Genomic DNA, 24,033 nt, shown 5'->3' with positions numbered 1-24,033 from the left:
TCAAATGGGAGGAAGAAAATGCACGATAAACAATTCAAAAAGGAAATGCTTGCCGAAAGCGCCCAGGCGTTCAAGGCTGGCCGCATGGACCGGCGCACGTTTCTGGCGCTTTGCGGTGCCTCGGGTGTTGCAATGAATGCGGTACTGGCGGGCGACGCCGAAGCGGCGGCAGACCATGTCGTGATGTGGAACTGGGGCGGCCAATCCGAAGAATGCCATGGCTCGGCCATCGGTGAGGCCTTTACCGCCAAAACCGGCAAAGGTTTGAAGTTTGATACCTCTGGTCCGCTGGAAGGCAAGATCAAGGAAATGGTCGACAGTGGCAATGTGACGGCCGATGTGGCGGATGCGGATTTGTTCAACGCCGTGTCACTTGGACCAACCGGGCATCTGGAGCCGATTGACTATTCCGTGGTGTCCAAGGAGAAAACGCTGCCCGGCTATGCGCTGGAATATGGGGTGTCGATCATCCTCTACGGGTATGCCTTTGTGTATGACACTGAAGCCTATGGCGATAATCCACCGCAAAACTGGGCCGATTTCTTTGATACCGAGAAATTCCCCGGGACCCGTGCGCTTTACAAATGGGCAAATGGGTCGCTCGAGGCCGCATTGATGGCCGATGGCGTCGCTGGCAGCGATCTCTACCCGCTTGACATGGACCGCGCTCTGAACAAAATCCAGTCGATCAAAGATGACAGCCTTTACTGGGGCTCTGGATCGGAAGTTCACTCGATGGTGGTCAACAACGAGGTCTCGATGGCGATCATCTGGCAGAACCGGGGTCGCAACATCGAAAACGACACTGACGGTCAATACAAGCTGGTGAACAATCAGGCGATGGCGATGCCGGGGGCGTATATCGTGCCTAAGGGCAACCCCGCTGGTGCCGCAGTCATGGATTTCATCGCCACGGCGCAGGATATACCAGCGCAGCTGGCGCTGTTGGATTGCCTTGGCATGACTCCGTCGAATCCCGAGGCCTTTGGCCAGATTCCCGAGGACCAACAGCCTTATGCGATCACCTCGGCCATGAACATCGACAAGATCGTTTACAACGATCCTGAATGGTGGGGTAAAAACGGCGGCGACGCGGTGAATGCCTTCCTCGAAGCGATCAGCTGATCGCTTTAGCTTATGGTCACCCGATCCTAAGGGTCGGGTTGCCAAACCCTTTCCGAAAGCTCTGGATGCAAGCCTTAAACCGTCATATCCACCCAGGATGGCTGATTATCGCGCCTTTGCTGCTGATGGTGGTCGCGCTCTATCTCGGGCCGATCCTGAATATTCTTTGGCTGAGCGTGACAGACCCCGAGCCTGGGTTTGGCAACTATGCCAAACTGGCGGAAGGTGATGCGTTGATCCGCATTGTCTGGACCACGGTACGAATCTGCATCATCACGACGGTCTTCAGCGTCATTTTCGGCTATTCCATCGCCTATGCGATGGTGCATTGCCATCAACGCCAGAAGACTTACATGCTGACCCTGCTATTGGTGTCGTTCTGGATCTCCATCCTCGTACGCACCTTCGCCTGGCTCATGTTGCTGGGACGCAAGGGGCTGGTCAATGTCACATTGGAAGACATCGGCCTGGTTGCTGAACCCATCGCCTTCATGCGCAATGAGTTGGGCGTTCTGATTGGAATGGTGCATTACATGATCCCCTATGCGGTGTTGCCATTGCTGGTCTCGATGCAATCCATTGATCAGAGGGTGATGGACGCCTCGCGCAACCTGGGGGCCAGCGGAAGCCAGACCTTCTGGCGGGTCTACCTGCCGATGACCATGCCGGGGCTTGTGGCTTCGACCCTGTTGGTTTTCATCCTCAGCCTCGGGTTTTATGTCACACCGGCCGTGTTGGGCGGCGGCAAGGTGCTGATGGTGGCAGAATACATCTCGGTTCAATTGCTGGTGACTTTGAAGTGGGGCACGGCGGCGATGCTGGCGGCCATCATGCTGTTTGGCGTTCTGGCGATGCTTTGGATCATGTCGCGGTTCATGAAGCTGAGCACGGTGTTCGGGGGGGCAGCGCGATGAAGCCGGGCCTGTTCTCATTTTTCAACCGCGTGGGGGCATGGGTGCTGCTGTTGTTTCTAGTGACACCGGCCCTGATCGCCATCCCTGTTTCGTTGACGCCGAAACGCTTTTTGTCTATGCCGCAGGGCGAGTATTCTCTGCGTCATTTCGAGAAGCTGTTCACCAGTGAGGAATGGCTGTCGAGTTTTTTCCAAAGTGGCGTGATTGCCCTGTCCTGCTCCGCATTAGCGACGCTTTTAGGCACGCTTTGTGCGATCGGTCTATGGCGAGTTTCCTCGCGATTCAGCGAACTGGTTCGCGCCTTTCTGCTGCTACCATTGATCATACCGCAGATTATTTCCGCCATGGCGTTCTATCGGTTGTGGATCCCTCTGGGTCTATTGGACAGCTACGCCGGTTTGATCCTTGCGCATACAATCCTGGCAGCCCCAATGGTGCTGATCACGGTCAGCGCGTCTTTGGCAACGTTTGATCCCAAGCTTGAACAAGCCTCCAAGAATCTCGGGGCCTCCAACTGGACCACCATGCGCCGGGTGATCCTGCCTTCGATCAGGCCGGGGGTTTTTGCCGGGGCGCTCTTTGCCTTTATCCTCAGTTGGGATGAAATCGTGGTGACCTTGTTCATCTCGAAATACAGCGTTTATACGCTGCCGCGCCGCATGTGGAACGGCATCCGTGAAAACACCGATCCGACAGTGGCTGCCGCTGCCGTGATCCTGATTGCCATCACCCTGATTGCCTTTGCCGTTTCTGCGATTCTGTCGCGGCGAAACACGCGGGCTCAGGCAGAATGAATGAGGCTGCCATGAATCTGGAAACCAGTCACGAAACAGAGCTTCTGGTTAGCACTGTTCGCCGATTTGTCGAAACAGAGATGTATCCGCATGAAGAAAAGGTGGATCGCCTAGGCTATGTGCCCGAGGAGATCGGCCGCCAGATTGAGGCGAGGTCGCATGAATTGGGCCTCTTCGCCTGCAACCTGCCCGAAGAGGTTGGTGGCGGAGGGCTGGGATATGGGCCCATGTCCCTGATCGAGCGGGAATACGGCCGTACAAGCCATGCGCTACAAAGCTGGGCGGCCCGCCCGACGGAATTGCTGATGGCCTGCGAAGGAGACCAGCGCGAGCGATATTTGCTTCCTGCCGTGCGCGGTGAAAAGCGTGAGCTCTTTGCCTTGACAGAGCCTGACGCAGGTTCGGATGTCATGGGGATGAAGACAAATGCGATACGCGACGGGGATGACTGGATCCTGAATGGTTCCAAACACTTTATCTCCGGTCCCTGCATGCCGGATTTCGCGATTGTCTTTGCTGCAACTGGTACAAATGAAACACCACGCGGCCCACGCAAACGGGTGACGGCTTTTCTGGTCGATGTGGGCCTTCCGGGGTTCGACTGCCGCGAAGGGACGCATTGCGTCAGCTATCGCGGTTACAAGACTTTTGAGTTGAGTTTCGACAATGTGCGTCTTGGTCCGGATCAGATCCTGGGCGAAGAGGGTCGCGGGCTTGAGCTGTCGGGAAAGTGGCTCGGCATGGGGCGTATCTGGGTCGGCGCGACCTGCTGCGGTAAGGCCGAACGCATCCTTGACCTGGCGACCGAGTGGGCCGCAACGCGCAAGCAATTCGGTAAACCGATCGGTACGTTTCAGGCCACCGGCTTCCGTTTGGCGGACGGTGCGATGACGTTGCGCGCGGCCGATCTGATGGTGCAAGACGCCGTTGCACGTGCCGAAGCGGGTGTCATGGGTGATGCAGATGCGGCAATGGTCAAGGTTTACTGCTCAGAGATGCTCAACAGGATCGCCGATGATGCCGTTCAGATTTTTGGTGGCATGGGATTGATGGAGGAAATGCCGATCCAACGGTTTTGGCGCGATAGCCGATTGGAGCGGATTTGGGACGGCACCAGCGAAATCCAACGCCACATCATCACCAGGTCCATCCTGAGGCCACTTGGCGCATGACGCCGGCGCGGCGCGAAAATCTTGAGCGTCTTTTAAAGCCGCGCCACATCGCGTTTATTGGTGGACGTGATGCGACCATTGCCGTGCGCGAAGCCCGTCGGCGTGGATTTCAAGGGAAAATGTGGGCCGTTAATCCCAAACGCGCCGATCTGGATGGCGTGGGCTGTGTTCCCTGCATCTCGGACCTGCCGGAGCCACCTGATGCCGTCTATCTCGCTATCCCTGCGGCCGGGGTGACAGATGCCCTGAGAGAATTGGAACAGATGGGTGCAGGTGGTGTCGTTTGTTTTTCCGCGGGCTTTAAGGAAACTGGCGACATACAATCGGAACGAGATCTGATCGAAGCCGCCGGTGATATGGCTCTGATCGGCCCAAACTGTTATGGCATGATCAACTATGTCGACAATGCCGCGCTTTGGTCATTTGAACATGGCGGCTGGTCGCCGGGATACGGTGCAGCGATCGTTACCCAGTCTGGTATGTTCTCATCCGACATCACCATGAGTGCGCGTTCATTGCCAATGGCCTACATGGTTTCTGCAGGCAATCAGGCGGTCTTGGGGATTGAGGAATTCCTGGATGCCTTTGCTGAAGACCCGGCTGTGCGCGCCATTGGATTGCACATCGAAGGGTTGCGTGACATTGCTGCTTTTGAACGCGCCGCGCTGAAAGCCCTGGATCGGGGGGTTCCGGTTGTCGCACTGAAGACCGGCAATTCCGCCATTGGGGCGACTCTGACGGTCAGTCACACCGGCTCTCTGTCCGGTTCGAGCGAGCTTTATCAGGCACTGTTTGATCGCACCGGGGTGATCGACGTCACCAGCCCGTCGCAGTTTCTGGAAACGCTGAAGTACCTCTGCGTAGCAGGCGCGCCGCAAGGCAGGCGTGTCGCTGGCTTTACCTGTTCTGGGGGCGGGGCGACGATGCTCGCAGATCACTCGGAAAGGATTGGTGTGTGCTTTCCCAAAGTGGGCTCTGCAGGGCAGGAAAGCCTGACCAGTTTGCTGCCTGAGATCGCGACGGTTTCCAACCCGCTGGACTATACGACCCCGATCTGGGGACAGGGCGATAAGACTTACCCGGTTTTTGCCACGGCGCTATCGGCCCTTAACGCGGATCTGGCTGTTCTGGTGCAGGACTACCCGGCAGAAGGGTTGGACGCGTCCAAGATCTACTACCAGAACGATGCTGCAGCTTTTGCGCAGGCCGCTCAGGAACACTCTGTCCCGGCAGCGATCTGCGCGACCTTACCTGAAAATCTTGATCGTGGAACCCGCAGGCATCTCATAGAACTGGGGGTCGCACCTATGCAGGGTATTCACGAGACGTTGAATGCCATGCGTGATGCTATTTGGTGGTCCGAAGCAAGGGCGCGGACAAGGATTGACCGGCCTGCCGCCTTGCGACCCGGTGCAACTATACAGAGCCCAATGGTATTGACCGAAGACAAAGGTAAATCCTGGCTCAAGCAAACGGCTATTGCTGTGCCAAACGGACATGTCTGCAACGCGGCCGAGGCAGCTGGCGTTGCGAAGGATATCGGCTATCCGGTCGCACTGAAAATGATGTCACCAAGCTTACCTCACAAGACCGAAGCGGGCGCGGTCGCTTTGGGGATCAAGGATGCGGAGGGGCTGTCCTCGGCGATCAAGGCAATGACGGCAACGGTTGCGGCTTATGACCGCGCGGCGGTGACGGATCGCTTCCTGATCGAAGCCATGTCGCCCAAGCCGCTTGCAGAGATGATCGTCACGCTGCGTGCTGATCCGCAATTTGGTCCCAGCTTGGTGATTGGTAGCGGCGGTGTTTTGACCGAGTTGGTCCGAGACGCGCGCACTGTGTTGTTGCCTGCCTCAAAAGACGAGATCGAGCGCGCATTGTGTTCGCTCCGTGTAGCTCGACTGTTGGAAGGGTACCGGGGCAGTCAAAAAGCGGACATTCCGCGAATTTCGGATGCGCTGCACCGGTTTTGTGCGGCGTTCCTAGAGGCGCGCAGCCAGGTCGCAGAGGTCGAGATCAACCCGATGTTTGTCTACCCAGATCACATCGTCGCTGTTGATGCCCTGATCCAGGTGCCTCGGTCATGAGCAGGAATAGGATCATACCCAATCCCGATCTGGCTGTTGGAGACGACAACAAGCAACGGTGGAACCAGCCGGAATTTCGCCGGCATGGGTTCCACAACGCATATCGGCTGTTCCGCCGATGTCTCATGGTGCGTTCCAGAGAGGTTTTGCAGCTGGAAGCCGCCGAGCAAAATCTGTGCGCCCGTGTGCCTGAACTGGAACAAATGCTTGCCCATCCGGCGTTCTCTGCGTTCTGCTGTTTAAAGAACGACAAGATCATTCTGGAAAAAGCCGCAGATGATTTTTCGACTTCAGCGCCGCATTCGATCCAGTCGGTGACAAAGCTACACATCCACTTAATCATAGGTCGTCTGCTTGCACAGGGGCTGTTGTCATTGGACGCGCAGGTCCGCGACTATCTGCCGGGTATCGGCAGCGGGTATGCCGAGGCCAGCATTCAATCTTTGCTCGACATGAACGTCGATAACGACTTCACCGAGGATTATGCTGACCCCGATGCCGACTGCTATACTGAAGAGGTCGCTCTGGGTTGGCGCTTGCCCGGCGAGGGTGAAAAGGAAATCACGCTTGCGGAATTTGCGGCCTCGATCACTGGTTTCAGGGTAAACTCGGGGGTGCGACAAGCCGACTATAAATCCGCGAACACGGATGTCCTGACCCTGATAGCGGCCGAGGTTTCGCCCATTCCACTAGCTGAACAAATCGAAGAAATTGTTGATGCGGCAGGATACGAGGGCGCCTTTCACATCAGCCTCAGCAAGGACGGGCACCCAGCGTTTTCTGGTGGCGGTTGCCTAAGCGTGCGCGACCTCGCGCGGTTCGGGTTGCTACTGGCGCGGGAAGGCCGCGACCTGCACGGTCGACCTATGGCCAACATCGGTTTCCTGCAAGAAACTCTGATCCGCCGCGCGCCAGCGATGACATCACCCAAGAATTGGCTCAAGTACTCAAACCAGACCATGACCGACGGTCGATTAATCGGTCATGCTGGCTATGGAGGGCAGTTCCTCATGGTGGATATGGTCACCGGCACCAGCTGTGCATTCTTAAGTGTGCTGGAGAATGACTCGGGTTACGATGACACCTATATGGGAGAGCTGGCCACAACGCTTCGAGACGTCTGCCTTTCTGTCATTTGACGGGTTTGCAGTTGCCGAGCTAAGTGTCAGCGGGGAAGGCACGGATTGGCCGCTTTGCAGTCCTTGACCTGGGCCGAATCTTTTAGAGTGATCCGACCCACTCTTCGAGCATCCAGTTTCGATCACCTAAACTGAACTTCTTCTCAGCGCGAACTGAACTTCTTCTCAGCGCGGCATTTACGTCTGTCGGGATATCCTGCCGAAGTTGTCAACAAGGCATGTCGCGGGTGTGACACAACCCGCCTGAAGTTGCTTATCGCGGAGCAATTGTTCGAAACAACAGCGCAGGTTTGTGACCCGACCGTCCCGACATATTGCACTGCACGCGGAGGCAAAGTGTTTTTTGGTTGGCCAAAGGGTAAATAGAACTTCGATGTTTACCTTCTGGTTCTGGGTTAAGAAGTTTTGAACAAACGGAGATTATCACGCATGGATATTGAAGGACTATCTGCGATCGTGACCGGGGCAGGATCAGGACTGGGGCTTGCTACTGCACAGGCGCTCAGCAAAGCCGGAGCACGAGTTACCTTGCTGGACCTCGATGAAGTTCGGGTAAAAAACGCGGCAGCGGAAATCGGCGCGCTTGGCATAGGTTGTGATGTTATCAACAGTTCTGCGGTCGAGGCCGCTTTGGATCTGGCCGAAGACCGGAGCGGACCAATTCGCATAGTTGTCAACTGTGCGGGCATCCCCGGCGGTATGCGACTTGTCGGACGGGACGGTCCAGTTGATATGGAAGCTTTCGCGAGGGTGATCAACGTCAACCTGATGGGAACCGTCAGCGTCATGACGAAATGCGCAGCCCGGATGATGCAGCAGGAGCCGCTCAATCAAGATGGCGAGCGCGGGATTATCATCAACACAGGCTCGATTACTTCAATCGAGGGTCAAATTGGGCAGGGGGCTTATGTGGCTTCAAAGGGCGCGATTGCCAGTCTGACATTGCAGGCCGCCCGTGAATTCATGCCCCGCGGAGTGCGGGTCATGACAATTGCGCCCGGATTATTTCGCACTCCGATCGCTGATCATATTCCGCAGGAGGTAATCGACGGGATGCTAGATGGCCGGATGTTTCCAAACAGGTTTGGCGAGCCCGCGGAATTTGGGCGCCTTGCCGTTAACATCATCCAAAACCCTATGCTGAACGGCGAGACCATTCGTCTTGACGCAGGCGTGCGGCTTCAAGCCGGATAGGTCTCTCGAATGCGCTTGTTTTCGAGGTCGTTTTCTGACGTCTCGATCAGCCACTCGCGAAAATTTTGGGCATCAGGATGGTCGCGATCCGCTTCCGGTGCGATCAAGTAGAAAGCCTCCTGCAGGGGCGCTTCGAGCTCGAAGGGTTCAACAAGTCGTCCGCGCTCGATCTCGACGCCGCACATTGAGGACCGTGCTAAAGCTACACCGCCACCACGAGAGGCAAACTCGAAAGCAAGCAGCGAGGTGTCGAACTGTAACCCCTGGCCCGAGTTGACACCGCTTGCCTTTGCATAACGCAACCAGTCAGCCCAACCCTCCTCGTAACCGAGCACGTGTAGCAGGCGATGGTGGGCAAGATCATCTGGTTTGCGGATCGCTTTGGAACCCTCAAGCAAAATTGGAGAGCAAACCGGTTTGATCACCTCCCAAGTTAACCGGTCGGCTTTGTATCCTGGCCACTTCCCTGTGCCGTATTGGATATCGAGATCAAACCGCTCATTGTCGAACTGATCTCCCCATACACTTGAGACCAGACGCACTTCAGTGTCCGGGTGGCGGTCAAAGAATCCCTGAAGTCGCGGCGCGATCCAGTTAACTGAATACCCGACCGGCGCCCGCACGGTCAGGACTTCGGAGCGCCGCAGGCCAAACACTTCCTCGGTTCCCGCGGCCAGGCGTTCAAAGCCGTCTCTGACCTTCGGTAGATAGGCGGCGCCCACTTTGGTCAGGACCAGACTTCTGGGTTTGCGCTCAAAGAGCGGCTCGCGCAAGTAATGCTCCAGCAATTTCACTTGTTTGCTGATCGCTGCTTGTGTCAGGTTCAGTTCCTGCGCCGCATGGGTAAAGCTCAGATGCCTGGCCGACGCTTCGAATGCGCGCAGCCAGGTCAGGTGGGGAAGTCGCCGTGTACTCATGGCCAACTCAAGCATAATTTCAGTTAGGTTATAGATAGATTATCTATCGCTTGAACGCCAAGAGAATCTCGGTGCAGATTGACGTTGAGACTATATGGAGCTGACGACTTGCAACCAGAAGATACCTTGGGATTAGACCCGATTAAGCTGTCGCGCATCACCAATTGGATGAACGCCCATGTGCATGACGGACGCCTTTCTGGTCTGGCTGTGCAAATATCTCGCCGGGGAAAGATATGTTTTTCGGAGCGTGCGGGATTTGCCGATGCAAAGTCGAAGCGGCCTGTATTACCTGATACTATTTGGCGCATCTATTCGATGACCAAACCTGTGACCTCACTCGCCCTACTTATGCTCTACGAAGAAGGGGCGTTTCAACTGGATCAGCCTGTTTGCGACTTTCTCCCAGATTTCGCAAACCCGCAGGTCTGGAAGGGTCCTGGTCACGCTCTGAACGAGACCGAGCCAGCTGACCGGGGTATTACAATCCATGATCTTCTCACACACCAGGCGGGGATCGTCTATGGTGATCCGCAGGGAAACGAGCTGGAGCGTGCCCTTTCGGATAGCGGTCTCGACTTTGACAGAGGTCTTACGACGATGGCGGAAGCTGTTGAAGTGCTAGCGAGTTTTCCCTTGGCCTTTCAGCCGGGTGACCGTTGGTTTTATGGCCTTTCGACGGATGTTCTCGGCCATTTGATCGAGGTTATCAGTGGTCAGCCTCTCGGCGAATTTCTTAAGACACAGATCTTTGATCCGCTCGGAATGGTGGACACAGGCTTCGCCGTATCGGCCGATAAGTCTGGCCGCTTGGCCACGCTCTATGACCGCGCGCCAGGCGGCTTTGTTGCTTCTGATGATCAGAAAGGTTTCATTGCGCCGGTTACCTTGGAAAGCGGGGGCGGTGGGTTGCTCTCCACAATGGACGACTACCAGCGTTTTGCAACGATGCTTCTTCGGCGCGGCAGATGTGACGGAGGCAGGTTACTAGGGCGCAAGGCTTTTGATCTAATGGTGTGCAATCACATGGGCGGCGATTTGGCGAGCCGGGGACAGGCTCATTTCAGCGAAACTACCTTTGAGGGGGTTGGCTTCGGACTCGGTGTGTCGGTGATGTTAGACCCGGCGCGGGCCAAAATCATCGGCTCACCCGGTGAATTTGCCTGGGGCGGTATGGCCTCGACCGCCTTTTGGGTGGACCCGATCGAGGAGATGACTGTGATACTTATGACGCAGCTAATTCCTTCGAGCGCCTATACCCTGCGCCGTGAGCTTAGAGTTCTGAGTTACCAGGCGCTGGTGGACTGAGGCGACGTCAGTCTAGGGGCAGGTTCGTCTGGGTCAAATGGCAAGCGATGCTCAATCCACCGGGTAGGTCATGCAAAGGTGGAGTCCGAGTATCACATGTTCCCGCAATGATATGGGTGCAGCGGTTGGCGAAGGGGCAGCCCCGCGCACCGATTTCGACGCTGCCAGCGCTAGCCGCCTTTGCCTCGCTTGTATCTGCCACGCCTTCCAGCCAGCCTTGGCGCATCTCGGGCACCGAAGATAGCAACAGCTTTGTGTAGGGGTGAAAAGGCGGGCGAAAAACCGCTTTTGATGGTCCCTTTTCGACGACACGTCCGGCATACAGTACAACCACCTCATCGGCGAAAGAAGCTACGGTGGAAAGATCGTGACTGATGAACATGTAGGCGACGCCCAGTTTGTCCTTCAGCGATTTCAGGAGTTCGATCACACCTGCGGCCACCACGGTGTCCAGCGCCGAAGTCACCTCGTCACAAAGGATCACCTTGGGCTCGGCGGCAAGCGCGCGAGCGAGATTAATGCGTTGCTTTTGCCCACCAGACAGCTCTCCGGGATAGCGGGAGGCGAAATCGCGAGGAAGATCGACCAGTTCCAAAAGGTCGCCGACCTTCTGGGCGCGTGCGCGCCCCTTGAGGTTCAGATAGAATTCCAGAGGACGGCCCAGGATATCGCTGATCCGTTGCCGAGGATTAAGCGCCGTGTCAGCCATTTGAAAGACGATCTGGCAATCCTTGAGCGTTTCAATCGACCGATCCTTCACTGCTGGAGCGGCGGTATTGCCATCGAGTTGGACTTCTCCGCCCTTTAACGGTGTGAGGCCCGCAACAACTCGGGCAAGTGTGCTTTTTCCACAACCACTTTCGCCAATTACGCCCACGACCGAAGCGGCAGGTACATCGACGGATACATCAGAGAGAATGGTCAGAGCTCCATAACCCGCAGTCACGTTCCGTGCCGAAATCACCGGCCTCTGAGCCAGATCTGTCTCCACGTGATCCACCAAGTGTGGAGCAGGACGGACAGCCTCCATCAGTGTGCGAGTGTACTCGTGCTGTGGGTGGTGCAAGATCTGATCCGTTGTGCCTTCCTCGACCATCTCGCCGTTTTTTAGCACTAGAATTCGGTCAGCCACCTGCGAGACTACGGCGAGATCATGTGTGACATAAATCGCGGCGGTACCCTGATCGCGGATAATGTCCTTAAAGGCTTTCAGCACCTCGATCTGGGTCGTTACGTCAAGCGCAGTGGTGGGTTCGTCGAGTATCAGAAGGTCGGGTCCACAGGACATGGCCATTGCAGCCATCAAGCGCTGCAACTGACCACCCGAAACCTGATGTGGAAACTTGTCGCCGACGGTTTCCGCGGCGGGCAAGTCAAGTTTGCGGTAAAGCTCTATTGCATTCGCGGTCAGAGTTTCGGCATCTCCGGTGCCATGCCAAAGAGGTGCCTCGATAACTTGCTTGCCGATCCTAAGCGCAGGGTTGAAGCTAGCTGCTGCCGATTGTGCCACGTAAGACACTTCGTCCCCGCGCAAGCTGTGGCGGTCGCGTGGGGGCAATTTCATAATGTCCCGTCCGTTCAGCCAGACTTCACCCCCTGAGATGCGACAGCCGGGGCGGGCAAAACCCATTGATGCCAGAGAGATCGTAGATTTGCCCGAGCCGCTTTCGCCAATGAGTGCCAACACTTCGCCCTTGGCGACGCTCATGGACACGCCCTTGACAATTGGCACATAGTTACCGCCTGGGGGGCGTCCCTCGACGCGCAGGTCCTTGATGGTCAGAATGTCGGTCATTGGTCGATCTTCTCCAGAACAGTTTCGCCTTGCTGGCGCTGTTGGAACCAGTCAACAAGCAGGTTCATGGAAACGGTCAAGGAGGCAATGCATGCAGCTGGTATAAGCGCTGCGGACGAACCGAGGAACAGCCCCCCCACGTTTTCCTGCACCATGAGCCCCCAGTCGGCCGCAGGTTCTTGCACTCCTAGGCCAAGAAACGACAGGCCCGAAAGGAACAGGATCGAAAAGGTGAATCGAAGGCCAAACTCGGCAATCAAGGGGGCCATGGAATTGGGTAAGATCTCACGTGTCAGAATCCACCAGGTGCCTTCGCCCCGCGCACGGGCAGCCTCGACAAAATCCATAACGCCGATGTCATAACCAAGTGCTCGAGAGACACGGAATACGCTGGTCGAGAGGACCAACCCAACAGTCAGAACAAGCACTGTGATAGAAGTACCGAAGGCGCCTATGACAACCAAAGCCAATAGGGTGGAGGGGAAAGCCATGAATGCCTCGACAACGCGGCTTACTACGATATCGAACCAGCCTCTCAGAATCGCGGCGGCAAAACCGAGTGCGACGCCGAATAAAAAAGAGATCATGGTGGTGACAAGTGCCAGCAACAGCGTTGTACGTACTCCATAGATCAGGCGGGACAATACATCTCGTCCCAGCTTGTCAGTACCCAGCAAACCGCCTTCGCCTATTGGTGCAAAGGTCTGGCCTGAGATGATTTCGGCTTCACCATGGGGTGCGATCCATGGCCCAAAAAACGCAAGGATGAGCCAGAACAGCAGCACCGCGCCGGCAATACCTGCAGTCCAGGTCAGGCGCAGGCCCGCAAAGACGGAGGCCCGGGGAGTGGGGATATCGGTTGCTTCGCTCATTTTGGGTACCTTAAGCGCGGGTTCGCCATGATGGACAGGACGTCGGCCAGTAGATTCAGAAGGATATAGACAGTGCCAAAAATCATTGCACAGGCCTGGATGAGTGGAATGTCCCTCAGAGTGACACCGTCGACCAGAAGCCGCGTTAAGCCGGGTACGCCAAACACGGTTTCAACGATAATGACACCGGACACCATGTAACTCAGATTAAGTGCAATAACCGTGAAGATCGGCGACAGCGCGTTAGGCAGCGCGTGGCGCAAAACCAGCCTACGCTTGGGCAAGCCCTTGAGTGCTGCCATCTCCAAGTATGGGGAGGTGAAGATGTTGATGACGGAAGAACGTGTCATCCGCATCATGTGCGCCAGAACGGCAAAACTGAGGGTGGCTACGGGGAGAGCCAAGGCCCGGAAATTCTGCCAGAAATCAAAGTAGGGCCGCGTGTTGGCCGACGCGGAGAGCCACTTTAGTTCGACTGCAAAAACTTTCATCAGAATGAGACCAATGAAGAATTCAGGCACTGCAATCAACGCAAGTGTGGTCATGGCAAGAGTTTTGTCGATCCGGCCACCGGCGCGCATCGCAGACCAAAGGCCAAGAGCCAAAGACATCGGTACCGAGATTGCCGCTGCCAAAAGCGCAAGCCGCAGAGTGTTCCACATACGGCTTTCTATCATGTCAGCCACAGGTCGCTTGGTGGCCAATGATGTCCCCAGATCCCCTTGGATCATACCGCCCAGCCAATCGAGATAACGCACTACTGCAGGGCGGTTGAGTCCCATCTCTTCGCGAAGCGCGGCAAGCGATTCTTCGGTGCGGCTTTGTCCTAGAATGGCTTCAGCAACGTCGCCCGGAAGGATTTCCGTCGCGCCGAAGATAATGATGGAAGCAAGGAGCAAGGTTAGTAAACCCTGAGCCAGGCGGGTCAGAATAATTCGGTACACCTTGGTCCTCCCTTCAAGGCTTCCGGCATATTCGGCGCAAGCTTGAAGCGAGACAAACAACCATAGCGACCAGTTTGGGGTCGTTTTGGTTATAGCAAAGGCATGTGTATTCTTTTGTTTGGGCAAAGACCGAGATTTTGTTGTTTGTTCCGCAGGGCTGGAGAACGCAAAGACTGGGGCGATCGGAGATGCCCATGACTGCCTATTCCTACCCATTGTTGATCAAGCAAATCCTCGCCACGCCGCTGGCAAACACGCCAGATCAGGAGATTGTACACGCCGATACGAAGCGGTATGACTATCGCACTTTTGCCAGGCGCGTCGGTCAGGCTGCAGGGGCGTTGCGCTCACTTGGCGTGGGTGAGGGTAGCGTTGTGGCCGTTCTGGATTGGGACAGCCATCGGTATCTCGAGTGTTTCTTTGCTATTCCGATGATCGGGGCCACGCTGCATACCGTGAACATCCGATTGTCGCCGGATCAGATCCTCTACACGATCAACCATGCAGAGGACGACGTAATCCTGTGCCACGTCGACTTTTTGCCACTTCTACTCGAGATCTCTGAGCGGATCGAGCGGCCTTGGCGGTTGGTAATCCTCAGCGACGATGGGGTGTTCCCCGAGGTGGAGTCCTCGGAAGGCGAGTACGAGGCCCTGCTGCAGCAGTGCGAACCGGAGCAAGAATTCCCGGATTTTGACGAGAATATCCGAGCGACGCTTTTCTACACGACCGGTACCACAGGTGATCCCAAGGGGGTCAGCTACTCCCAGCGCCAACTGGTTTTGCACACAATGGCGGTCGCGGCCGGGTTAGGCCCGGTACCAGGCGGCGGGCTGAACCGGAGCGATGTCTACATGCCGATAACCCCGCTGTTTCATGTGCATGGTTGGGGCATACCCTATGTCGCCACATTGATGGGCCTTAAACAAGTCTATCCAGGTCGTTACGATCCCGCCCGCCTTTTGGGGCTAATCGAAAAGCACGGTGTTACGTTCTCGCATTGTGTACCGACGATACTTGCGATGCTTCTGAATGCACCTGAAGTCGCGCAAACAGATCTCAGCAACTGGAAGGTCATCATAGGCGGTTCTGCTCTGTCCGAAGGTCTGGCAAGGCAGGCATTAGAGCACGGAGTTGACGTGCACGCTGCCTATGGCATGTCAGAGACCTGTCCGTTCCTGACAGTGGCGGACATGATGGCCACGCGGGACCCGCAAACACCGCTGAGTGCTCGGATTGCAACAGGAAAACCCGCGCCATTTGTGCAAATCCGTGTGGTTGATTGGGATATGAACGATGCCCCTCGCGATGGAAGGACGACGGGAGAAATTGTGGCGCGCGCGCCCTGGCTAACTCAAGGTTATCTGAAAAACGAGGCCGGGACGGGGGCACTTTGGCAAGGCGGCTGGCTGCATACTGGAGATGTCGGGTTCATCGACGAAACGGGCACGTTGCGGATCACCGACCGGGTTAAAGATGTGATCAAGACCGGAGGCGAATGGGTGTCTTCGCTTGAATTGGAAAACCTCGCGAGCACCGTTGAAGGTGTGAGTGAAGCGGCCGCCATTGGCGTTTCAGACACGAAATGGGGGGAACGCCCTATGCTGATTGTTACCTGCTGTGATGAAACCGAAAAAACCTACGACCGTCTTCGTATGGCGTTCGATGTGGCGGTTGACCAAGGGGCGATTTCGAAATGGGCGATCCCAGACCGGATTGAGTTTACCGACAGCTTGCCAAGAACGTCGGTTGGCAAACTGGACAAGAAGGCCCTTAGGGCCCGGTTCATCTAATAGGAAGGTTCGTGATATGAAAGATGTCGTTGTCGTATCAACCGCTCGAACACCCATAGGGTCGGCTTTCAAGGGTGCCTTCAATAACTCGAAGTCGCCGACACTCGCTGGACACGCCATACGAGCCGCCGTCAGTCGGGCCGGTATCGATCCAGCAGAGGTAGAAGATGTGGTGCTGGGATCGGTACTGACCGCTGGGACTGCCGGCCTGAACATCGCCCGCCTGGCAGCGCTTGCAGGTGGTCTCCCGGCAACGGCTGCAGCCCAGACTCTCGATCGTCAATGTGCCTCGGGCCTGATGGCCATTGCCACAGCGGCAAAACAGATTTCGGTCGACGGAATGGGCATTGTCGTGGCGGGAGGACAAGAAAACATTTCCGCGGTGCAGGCCAGGTATTTCGACTGGGTTATGGACGAAAAAGACCCAGCGGTAGTCCAAGCCTCAGAGCACGCGTATATGCCGATGCTTGTAACCGCCGAAAATGTAGCGCGTCTGCACGGGGTAACTCGTGAGGCACAGGATGAATTCGCGGCACTGTCGCAAACGCGCACGGCCGCCGCCCAGGCTGCAGGAGCATTCGACGATGAAATCGTACCTGTAACAGCGACCAAGCTGGTCAAAAACCGTGAATCTGGCGAAATTACCGAAGAAACCGTTACGGTTCGGCTGGACGAAGGCAACCGGCCGGGAACGACAATCGAAACGCTTGCGGGGCTGAAGCCGGTTGTTGAAGCCGGTGTCGTGACCGCAGGAAACGCGAGCCAATTGTCCGACGGGGCATCGGCCTGTGTGCTGATGTCGGCCCGTATGGCCGAACGGCGCGGCTTCGCTCCACTAGGCGTATACCGGGGCCTTGCTGTGGCAGGTTGCGCTCCAGAGGAGATGGGCATGGGACCAGTTTATGCTGTTCCGAAGCTACTGGAGCGTGCCGGATTGAAAGTGGATGACGTTGGTCTTTGGGAATTGAACGAGGCTTTCGCAGCCCAGGCCATTCCCTGCCGGGACCAGCTGGGTATTGACCCCGAAAGGCTAAACGTGAATGGCGGCGCGATTTCCGTCGGTCACCCCTATGGAATGACTGGCTCCCGGTTGGTTGGCCACGCGTTGATTGAGGCGAAGCGGCGCGGGGTTCGGTATGTGGTCGTCACCATGTGCGTCGGCGGTGGTATGGGCGCGGCTGGGCTTTTCGAAGTCTGCTGACATTTCCATAACCTCAGTTATGGCAAAGTCATGGAATCGGTTGTTTGTGTACAGGGTGCCGTCCGCTCAAACTTCGATGAACAGCGGGTGCAACCCGCATCGGTCATCTGGGAGGAAAAAATGTCCGATATCGATAGCTTGGTACGCCAATATAAGGCGGGATCGCTCAGTCGTCGCGGTTTTTTCAAACGCGCAGGCGCTTTTGGTTTATTGGTGCCCACAGCAAGCAGCATTCTTGCACAGGCTGGTCCCGCATACGCTCAGTCGCCAACACGCGGTGGCTGGCTGCGGATCGCGCAGGGCAACACCGATGATACCCTAGAGCCCGTCAGGATGACGGACACTTCGGATGCAGTCTACGGCAATTGCGTCTACCAGCGATTGACTCGTTTGCTACCCTCGCTTGAGGTCGAAGGCGACGCTGCAGAGGAATGGAGTGTCAACGATGCAGCGACCGAATGGACATTCAAGTTGCGCGATGGCCTAGTTTTCCACAACGGTCAGAACGTCACCTCAGCCGATGTAGTCGAAAGCCTGTCGCGCCACATTGCCGAGGGTTCGGAATCGCCTGCCAAGGCTCTGCTTTCGACAGTCACTGCAATCGATGCACCCGATGCTATGACCGTAAAGATCACCTTGTCCTCCGGCAATGCAGACCTGCCGGTGATCATGTCAGACTACCATCTGTCCATCCATCCAGCCGGGCACAGCGATTTCACGAATGCAATTGGCTCCGGCCCGTTCAAGGTGATGGAATTCATTCCCGGCGAGCGAGTGGTTTTCGAACGTTTCGAAAACTACTATGAGGACGGTAAGCCTTACCTAGATGGCTTGGATTTCATCCCTGTTCCGGACGCAAACGCAATGTTGAGCGCGTTGTTAGCGGGGGATGTAGACTCCGTATACGACGTTCCGGCCTTCGCTGTTGATCAGCTCAACTCCAACGACGCTGTGACGCTTCACAATACACCGACTGGTTCGTTTACCAACATGGTGATGATGGTGGACCGCGCTCCGACAAATGACGCGAATTTCCGTAAAGGTGTCAAACACGCGTTGGACCGTGAACTTGTTTTGAACCAGGTGTTCAAGGGAATAGGTACTATTTCAGCAGACACACCGATTGGCCCGACCTACAAGTACTGGTGCCCGGACGTAAAGCCTGCCGAATACGATCCCGACAAGGCAAAGTTCTACTTCGACAAGGCAGGGGTTTCGGGCTTCGACCTCCATACGTCCGAGACTGCTGGGAATTCGGCAAACGACATTGCCTTGACTTTCCAGCAATCTGCAAAGGGAGCGGTAGATGTAAATGTGATAAAAACCCCATCGGACGGGTACTGGACCCACACCTGGATGCAGAAACCAATGACCATGTCGGGCTGGAACGCTCGACCTACTGTCGATGCCTTCCTGACCATCGCTCACATGAGGGGTGGCAGTTGGAACGAGACCATGTGGGGTTCTGACGAATTCGATTCCATGATCCTGGCGGCCCGCGCCGAATTGGATGAGGCAAAACGCGCGCAGATGTATTGCGACATGTTGCATATGATGAACGACGATGGCGGCTTTGTGAACGCCGTGTTCCAGAACCAACTTGAGGCAACAGCACAAAACGTCATGGGGTACACACCCCATCCGGTTGGAACTCTTGGTGGGTTTGGTCAGACTCTACGCAATATCTGGCTTACCTAAGGCTGCTTTCTCCCTGTCAGTGGCACCAGTCAACTGACCTTGGGTCGCCGGTTCCACCCGGACCGGCGGCCTTCTCTTGTCTCCCTTAAATCGCGATCAAGCCATGTTCTCTATTTCTCCGTCCACGCGTCTGCGCACATCACCCTTCTATGAGGCCACCTTGGCCGATGGTGTGTGTGCTATGACAACTTACAATCACATGTTGATGCCGACCTCCTATGGCAGCCCAGAGGAGGAGTACTGGCGCATCATCAACGATGTCTCGATGTGGGATGTTGCGGTAGAGCGGCAAGTGCAGCTAAAGGGCCCAGATGCCGGGCGTCTGGCGCAAATCCTTGCGCCGCGAGACCTTTCAAAATGCAAGATGGGCCAAGGCAAGTATGTTCCACTTTGCAACCACCATGGCGTGCTTATCAACGATCCAATCCTACTGAAGCTGGACCAAGACCGCTACTGGCTGTCTATCGCGGACAGCAATATCTGGTTCTGGGCCGAAGCCGTCGCACGAGAGCGCGGATTGGATGTGGAAGTCAGTGAGCCTGATGTCTCACCTCTGGCCGTGCAGGGTCCCAAGGCGGAAACTGTGGTTGCCTCGATCTTTGGTGATTGGGTGCGAGACCTGAAATACTTCTGGTTCCGGGAAACCGAAATTGACGGTATTCCGGTCGCCGTCGCCCGGTCGGGCTGGTCCAAACAAGGTGGGTTCGAGATTTACCTGATGGATAGTGCCAAAGGCACTGCACTCTGGAACATTGTCAAAGAGGCCGGCCAGCCACACGGTATTGGTCCAGGGAACCCCAACTGGAGTGAGCGAGTCGAGAGCGGTCTCGTTTCCTATGGAGGCGACACCGATGGACAGACCAATCCCTACGAAGTCCGCATGGGCAAATATGTGGACTTGCATGTGCCTGACGACACGATTGGGATCGATGCGTTGCGCCGTATTGCGGATGAGGGGCCGAAACGGCATCAATTGGGGGTTGTGCTGGACGCTGGCAGTCCTGCAAATCCAGAATTCACTTGGAACGACATAGAGAAAGGGGGGGTAAAAATTGGTGATTTGACGACGTGCGCCTGGTCTTTCCGGATGAAAAAGAATATCGGCTTTGCTTTGGTCTCGGTCGATGCCGAACCCGGCGACAGGGTCACGGTAAAACGTGGCGCTGGACCGGTTGGCGCAACGCTTTGCGAGTTGCCTTTTCTCTGAGAGCACGACGGACCTGGTCACCAAAACGAAAGGGCAAATTCCGATTATTCAATGAACCGATGTGCTTTTCGTCGGGTCGCCCAACCCTTGTTGTCCCACACACTCATGTGGCCGAAGAACTCATCCAGATCTGCTCCATCGCCAGTGGTGCAGATCACCACGTCTAGGTAGAGTTTTTCGACCACTAGCAAGTTCAATGGCGCGGAGCGAGAAGCCGACGGGTCGCTAACGGCGCTGACTGACCAGTTTTTAGCCCAGAGACAAAACCAACACCCAGACCGTACATTACTGCGTCTTTCAGGATCGGGAAACCACCAACCATCGCATGACCAAAGCTCACCAATCGCGCAGATCCAGCTCTGAGTGGACCACTCTCCTCCATGACCCTGATGGCATCCAGACTGAAATCCTTGGCTAGGTCTTAGTTTTGAACCGCAGGAATGCACTCGAGATTCAGCACTGTTCGGCTATTAAAAGGTAGCCGACTTATGAGAACTGCCGGCCGATCGCTCGGCCAATGGATGCGTGGGGTCAGGACAATAGGCGCAGCAGAATGTGCGCATCGTGGTTTTGACCACTATAGAAGACAGCGAGTACGCGTACGATCAGTTTGTCATCGTCGACTTCAAAATAAATGATCGCTTTGATCTTGGTTACGTTCCGAATGTTATTGCCGAGATGTGGTCTTAGGGTGCCTTGATGTGGAACGTTCGCCAGGCTTTCGAGGCTCTCCTGAATCTCTATGACGCGCTTCTCAGCGCGCAGAAAAGCGGTTTCCAGATCTTCGCCAAAGTGCTCAGCGGTTTCAACAAGATAGTCAAAAATGAGATCGAGATCTGAGGTTTCTTCTTCGGCGCGAACGACTTTATAGACCACGCGCAGCCCGCTTGCGTGCGATCATGTCTTTGGTACGCTCCTTGCCCTCTTCGAGAGTAGTGAAGGTTCCGTTTCGACGCTGATCCAGCAGCTCTCGCAGTGCGTCAGTGTTTTGCGATTGCTCACGCATCAGTTCAAGCCCATGCTGAAGCACGGCAGACAGGCTGGCGTAATGACCTTGGGCGACAAGATTCCGCGCGTAGGCGTCTTGTGACTCAGTCAGGGATATTGATGCTTTAACGCTCATATCAAGCCTCATGTATACTACTGAGTAGTATAAGCTGCTGCAAACAACAGTCAATATTGGGCGCGAACGAACGTGTTTTATTGCCATTACTATCCAGAAACAAACTTCCCTGCATATCCCGCTACATCGTATTGGCACGCCAACGCCGTTCAAAGGAATCTGATCCCCGCGCATTGATATCGGTTGAGCCCAATTTCTTCGGTTCGAGGATGAGCTTTTGTCCAGCACCCTATCGGAGCAATGCTATCTGACCCAGTCTCGCTTACGTTTGGGTGCGGGCACCCCGCTAGAGCCGTTTGAAAGATATTCCGTTGAAGGTGAACAACAAACGATTGTCCTGACCGTAGAAGTCGAGCCGCGTCTTGACAACAAAGTCGTCTTCCCGCGCAAGGGTAACAGCTTTTCTTACCCTTCGATGATCGCACACCGGCTTCACAATTAAATAAACAAAGAGGCCTCGATGGTCTGGGGATACTGCCGGTACGTATCACCTGGTAAGGCCAAGCGCATGTTCGCCATCTGGGGTACGGACAACTATGGTTATGAAGTCATACTAAAACGCAGAAGTGAAATTATGTTGAGTCAGGGGTCGCGAAATGACTTTCCGGAGAGATAGCCCGTAATCGTCCCAACAGACGGATCAAGAACCGTCTCGATGTCTTCGACCATACCTTGCGTTCTGATCATAGCAAAAATCCTAATCTCGGTGTTTGGCATTGCTTCTTGGGGTGTTGTCACGTTAACTTCCGACCCACCAAGGAATGCTGATGCCCGGACTTCAAGCAGCTCGAGTGGCGGCATTCCAGGCGTCAAATGCTTCGAGGCGGTGATATCGAATTGTTAAGGCTGAGCGACGGCGTGCGGGGGCACAGAAGCAATTCCGAACGGCTGAATGGGTTGTCACGAACCTCTGCAAACCTCCTGGGGACCGAAACCCCTGCATCGTTCGTTCCCGCTTACGGAATGGCAGGTGGCTGTTTTCGGCTCGATTGTTCAAACCCTTGTGTGACCAATGATCCAACCCCGGCGCGACTTCTCGCTTGGCGGCGCCATATGAGCGCAGTTTGTCCGTGATGATCCGCTTGGGAAGAATACCAAAACGCTTTACCAGGCGGCGTAACAGCCGTTTTGCAGCCCGTTTGTCCCGTTTCGGTTGGAGTATTTCGTCCAGCACGATGCCATGTTGATCGACCTCGCGCCAAAGCCAATACTTGCGACCTGAGATTCTCACGGCAACTTCATCCAGATGCCAGACATCACCTGGGCAGCCCTGTCTCTGCCGCAAGTTTTGAGCTATCGCCGGCCCGAATTTGAAGACCCAACGGCGGACGGTCTCGTAAGAAACATCGATCCCACGTTGTAGAAGCATCTCTTCAACTTCCCGTAGGCTCAAATTGAAGCGAACATAAAGCCACACCGCGTGAGCGATGATCTGAGGAGGAAATCGGTGGTGCTTGTAGCTGATCGACGATGAATTCATCGATGTCACCTATGTCCAAATCCAAGCATGAGCAACCGAACGACGGTTAACGTGACAACACCATTGCTGCCGTGAGTGGTACTTTCTAGAAATCACCGAGTGCGTGGGGTTTCAAAACATCAGGGCAGCCGTGCCTTCATCGGTTAAACAAGACCTGCATAATCAGTAGTGGAATCGTAGCTGTGCGAGTTCCAAAGCCTGGGCATCTCCTTTGCCGGAAACCCTGTAGACCATTCGATCTTCTTTCGTGATCCTACGAGACCACCAGCCACTAAGGTCACCTTTTAGCGGTTCAGGCTTACCAACGCCTTGGAATGGCGTTCGCATTGTCTGTTTGATCATCTCGTTGATACGCTTATGATTCTTAGGATCAGCCACCTGCCAGTGAAGATAGTCTTCCCAGGCTTGGTCCGAGAAAACTAACTTCACTCGATGAGATCTCGCTCGTCACCAATTCCAGCATCCAATTGAGCGATAGATGCACGCAAGCGCGACGCGTTGTTGGGCGTCGACAAAAGGTGCATTGTTTCCTGAATAGAATTCCAGGTATCCAGCGAAACCATCACCACGGATTCGCGGTTTTTGCGTGTAACAATGATCTCTTCAGAATCACGGATCACACGATCCATGACACCCTTCAACTCTTTCCGAGCATCAGTGTACGTCAGAACATCCATGATTTTTTCTTCCCTTCAGTTGTACAATATATCGTACAGCTAAGGTATTTTGTCAAGGCAACGGCAAATCTACAGGCACAAGATTGCGCTTCCATTCCTGTAGTATGTCTACACCACTGTGAGTTAGGGTCGGGACATACAACTAATAGATGACGGTTGCCGCGAGGGCGATTACGGAGTGGAAGACTCTGGGACAGCGATCATTATGTATCGACACGCGCCTCCAGTCCTTGCACCCCGGGTAGTCTGGTATTCGTTCTGGGTTTGGCCCGAATCCCACATTGTCGACTTCTCACGCCGAATTCACTGGTTTGCATGATGTCCACAAAATAAGCCGCTGGAAAATGGAGCGGTGTTCTGCCGTAACCTCTTGCTGATCACGGTTAGGGCACGTTGTTTCTGGCGCAAAAGAACACAGCCTAAGGTATTACATCTTCAGGATATTGGGCGTCTTTGAACGAAATCATGAACATATTTGTGGTTAATAAATTCCGGATGTAATTCACCGGTATGTGGAAGCAGCATCAACAAGCTGTCGTCTAGGACATATCCGTTTTTCAATCTTAAGCCACATTACCCGCTCAATACATAAT

23 protein-coding genes and 1 pseudogene are annotated in these 24,033 nt (G+C 55.3%); 13 read left to right on the top strand and 11 right to left on the bottom strand.

Annotation, left to right across the window (positions count from 1 at the left end; all coding sequences use genetic code 11):
• The first annotated feature begins 18 nt into the window (after window positions 1-18).
• The 7 genes from GOV87_RS15765 (at window position 19) to GOV87_RS15735 (ending at window position 8,425) form a co-directional block, all read left to right on the top strand.
• Window positions 19-1,125, top strand: coding sequence for an extracellular solute-binding protein (locus GOV87_RS15765; RefSeq protein ID WP_170724917.1), 1,107 nt, complete (start codon window positions 19-21; stop codon window positions 1,123-1,125).
• A 65-nt stretch (window positions 1,126-1,190) separates the two neighbouring features.
• The gene (locus tag GOV87_RS15760; protein WP_170667832.1) at window positions 1,191-2,039 is read left to right on the top strand and encodes an ABC transporter permease; all 849 of its coding nucleotides are present in this window, start codon (window positions 1,191-1,193) and stop codon (window positions 2,037-2,039) included.
• Window positions 2,036-2,833 (top strand): ABC transporter permease, encoded by a 798-nt coding sequence (locus GOV87_RS15755; protein WP_170724916.1) that lies wholly within the window; start codon window positions 2,036-2,038, stop codon window positions 2,831-2,833. The genes GOV87_RS15760 and GOV87_RS15755 overlap by 4 nt, the downstream gene beginning before the upstream one ends.
• An 11-nt stretch (window positions 2,834-2,844) precedes the next feature.
• A complete protein-coding gene (locus GOV87_RS15750; RefSeq protein ID WP_170724915.1) occupies window positions 2,845-4,005 on the top strand; it encodes an acyl-CoA dehydrogenase family protein in 1,161 nt (386 codons plus the stop codon).
• Window positions 4,002-6,092 (top strand): acetate--CoA ligase family protein, encoded by a 2,091-nt coding sequence (locus tag GOV87_RS15745; protein ID WP_170724913.1) that lies wholly within the window; start codon window positions 4,002-4,004, stop codon window positions 6,090-6,092. The genes GOV87_RS15750 and GOV87_RS15745 overlap by 4 nt, the downstream gene beginning before the upstream one ends.
• Window positions 6,089-7,231 (top strand): serine hydrolase, encoded by a 1,143-nt coding sequence (locus GOV87_RS15740; RefSeq protein WP_170724912.1) that lies wholly within the window; start codon window positions 6,089-6,091, stop codon window positions 7,229-7,231. The genes GOV87_RS15745 and GOV87_RS15740 overlap by 4 nt, the downstream gene beginning before the upstream one ends.
• A 429-nt stretch (window positions 7,232-7,660) precedes the next feature.
• Window positions 7,661-8,425 (top strand): SDR family NAD(P)-dependent oxidoreductase, encoded by a 765-nt coding sequence (locus GOV87_RS15735; protein ID WP_170724910.1) that lies wholly within the window; start codon window positions 7,661-7,663, stop codon window positions 8,423-8,425.
• Here the strand turns inward: GOV87_RS15735 and gcvA are convergent.
• The gene (gcvA, locus tag GOV87_RS15730; RefSeq protein WP_170570577.1) at window positions 8,413-9,342 is read right to left on the bottom strand and encodes a transcriptional regulator GcvA; all 930 of its coding nucleotides are present in this window, start codon (window positions 9,340-9,342) and stop codon (window positions 8,413-8,415) included. The genes GOV87_RS15735 and gcvA overlap by 13 nt on opposite strands.
• 108 nt (window positions 9,343-9,450) lie before the next feature.
• Here gcvA and GOV87_RS15725 point away from each other — a divergent pair, with 108 nt between their 5' ends.
• Window positions 9,451-10,650 carry a serine hydrolase gene (locus GOV87_RS15725; protein WP_245223334.1) on the top strand — a complete coding sequence of 400 codons (1,200 nt, stop codon included), beginning with the start codon at window positions 9,451-9,453 and terminating at the stop codon, window positions 10,648-10,650.
• A gap of 7 nt (window positions 10,651-10,657) precedes the next feature.
• Here the strand turns inward: GOV87_RS15725 and GOV87_RS15720 are convergent, their stop codons facing one another.
• The 3 genes from GOV87_RS15720 to GOV87_RS15710 are packed head-to-tail and all read right to left on the bottom strand — an operon-like array spanning window position 10,658 to window position 14,261.
• Complete coding sequence (locus tag GOV87_RS15720) at window positions 10,658-12,445, bottom strand: ABC transporter ATP-binding protein (protein ID WP_170667826.1); 1,788 nt, start codon at window positions 12,443-12,445, stop codon at window positions 10,658-10,660.
• Window positions 12,442-13,317: an ABC transporter permease gene (locus tag GOV87_RS15715; protein WP_142638852.1), complete on the bottom strand. Its 876-nt coding sequence runs from the start codon at window positions 13,315-13,317 to the stop codon at window positions 12,442-12,444. The genes GOV87_RS15720 and GOV87_RS15715 overlap by 4 nt, the downstream gene beginning before the upstream one ends.
• Entirely contained in the window at window positions 13,314-14,261 is a 948-nt protein-coding gene (locus GOV87_RS15710) for an ABC transporter permease (RefSeq protein ID WP_170568174.1), read from the bottom strand. Before GOV87_RS15710 ends, GOV87_RS15715 begins: the two co-directional genes overlap by 4 nt.
• 194 nt (window positions 14,262-14,455) lie before the next feature.
• On the opposite strand from GOV87_RS15710, the gene GOV87_RS15705 reads away from it, so the two are divergent.
• The 4 genes from GOV87_RS15705 (at window position 14,456) to GOV87_RS15690 (ending at window position 20,160) form a co-directional block, all read left to right on the top strand.
• On the top strand, window positions 14,456-16,054 hold the full coding sequence (locus GOV87_RS15705; RefSeq protein ID WP_254447391.1) for a fatty acid--CoA ligase: 1,599 nt from the start codon (window positions 14,456-14,458) through the stop codon (window positions 16,052-16,054).
• Window positions 16,055-16,070: 16 nt separating this feature from the next.
• Window positions 16,071-17,255 (top strand): acetyl-CoA C-acyltransferase, encoded by a 1,185-nt coding sequence (locus tag GOV87_RS15700; protein WP_170709388.1) that lies wholly within the window; start codon window positions 16,071-16,073, stop codon window positions 17,253-17,255.
• Between the two features lie 120 nt (window positions 17,256-17,375).
• Window positions 17,376-18,953, top strand: a complete 1,578-nt coding sequence (locus GOV87_RS15695; RefSeq protein ID WP_170724908.1) for an ABC transporter substrate-binding protein — start codon at window positions 17,376-17,378, stop codon at window positions 18,951-18,953.
• A 103-nt stretch (window positions 18,954-19,056) separates the two neighbouring features.
• A complete protein-coding gene (locus GOV87_RS15690; protein ID WP_170709391.1) occupies window positions 19,057-20,160 on the top strand; it encodes a glycine cleavage T C-terminal barrel domain-containing protein in 1,104 nt (367 codons plus the stop codon).
• 44 nt (window positions 20,161-20,204) lie between these two features.
• Here the strand turns inward: GOV87_RS15690 and GOV87_RS15685 are convergent, their stop codons facing one another.
• The 3 genes from GOV87_RS15685 to GOV87_RS15675 form a co-directional block, all read right to left on the bottom strand.
• A complete protein-coding gene (locus tag GOV87_RS15685; RefSeq protein WP_171212423.1) occupies window positions 20,205-20,345 on the bottom strand; it encodes a hypothetical protein in 141 nt (46 codons plus the stop codon).
• Between the two features lie 346 nt (window positions 20,346-20,691).
• Entirely contained in the window at window positions 20,692-21,036 is a 345-nt protein-coding gene (locus tag GOV87_RS20460) for a type II toxin-antitoxin system RelE/ParE family toxin (RefSeq protein WP_170709393.1), read from the bottom strand.
• Window positions 21,026-21,283: a type II toxin-antitoxin system ParD family antitoxin gene (locus GOV87_RS15675; protein ID WP_170418358.1), complete on the bottom strand. Its 258-nt coding sequence runs from the start codon at window positions 21,281-21,283 to the stop codon at window positions 21,026-21,028. The genes GOV87_RS20460 and GOV87_RS15675 overlap by 11 nt, the downstream gene beginning before the upstream one ends.
• 217 nt (window positions 21,284-21,500) lie before the next feature.
• On the opposite strand from GOV87_RS15675, the gene GOV87_RS15670 reads away from it, so the two are divergent.
• A complete protein-coding gene (locus GOV87_RS15670; RefSeq protein WP_170560188.1) occupies window positions 21,501-21,725 on the top strand; it encodes a hypothetical protein in 225 nt (74 codons plus the stop codon).
• A 336-nt stretch (window positions 21,726-22,061) separates the two neighbouring features.
• On the opposite strand, the gene GOV87_RS15665 is transcribed toward GOV87_RS15670, so the two are convergent.
• The 4 genes and pseudogenes from GOV87_RS15665 to GOV87_RS15650 all read right to left on the bottom strand — a co-directional run.
• The gene (locus GOV87_RS15665; protein ID WP_171212422.1) at window positions 22,062-22,763 is read right to left on the bottom strand and encodes an IS6 family transposase; all 702 of its coding nucleotides are present in this window, start codon (window positions 22,761-22,763) and stop codon (window positions 22,062-22,064) included.
• A gap of 162 nt (window positions 22,764-22,925) precedes the next feature.
• Window positions 22,926-23,192 carry a Txe/YoeB family addiction module toxin gene (locus tag GOV87_RS15660; RefSeq protein ID WP_171123509.1) on the bottom strand — a complete coding sequence of 89 codons (267 nt, stop codon included), beginning with the start codon at window positions 23,190-23,192 and terminating at the stop codon, window positions 22,926-22,928.
• Window positions 23,189-23,440 (bottom strand): type II toxin-antitoxin system Phd/YefM family antitoxin, encoded by a 252-nt coding sequence (locus tag GOV87_RS15655; protein WP_171123507.1) that lies wholly within the window; start codon window positions 23,438-23,440, stop codon window positions 23,189-23,191. Before GOV87_RS15655 ends, GOV87_RS15660 begins: the two co-directional genes overlap by 4 nt.
• A gap of 142 nt (window positions 23,441-23,582) precedes the next feature.
• Window positions 23,583-23,672: pseudogene (locus GOV87_RS15650) on the bottom strand (IS5/IS1182 family transposase); the annotation flags it as partial.
• Window positions 23,673-24,033: the final 361 nt, after the last annotated feature.

Origin of the sequence: Ruegeria sp. HKCCA5426 (genome assembly GCF_013034585.1) — a bacterium.
GTDB lineage: Bacteria > Pseudomonadota > Alphaproteobacteria > Rhodobacterales > Rhodobacteraceae > Ruegeria.
Note: the sequence above shows the minus strand (reverse complement) of the source record. Positions and strands in the feature narration are given on the sequence as shown.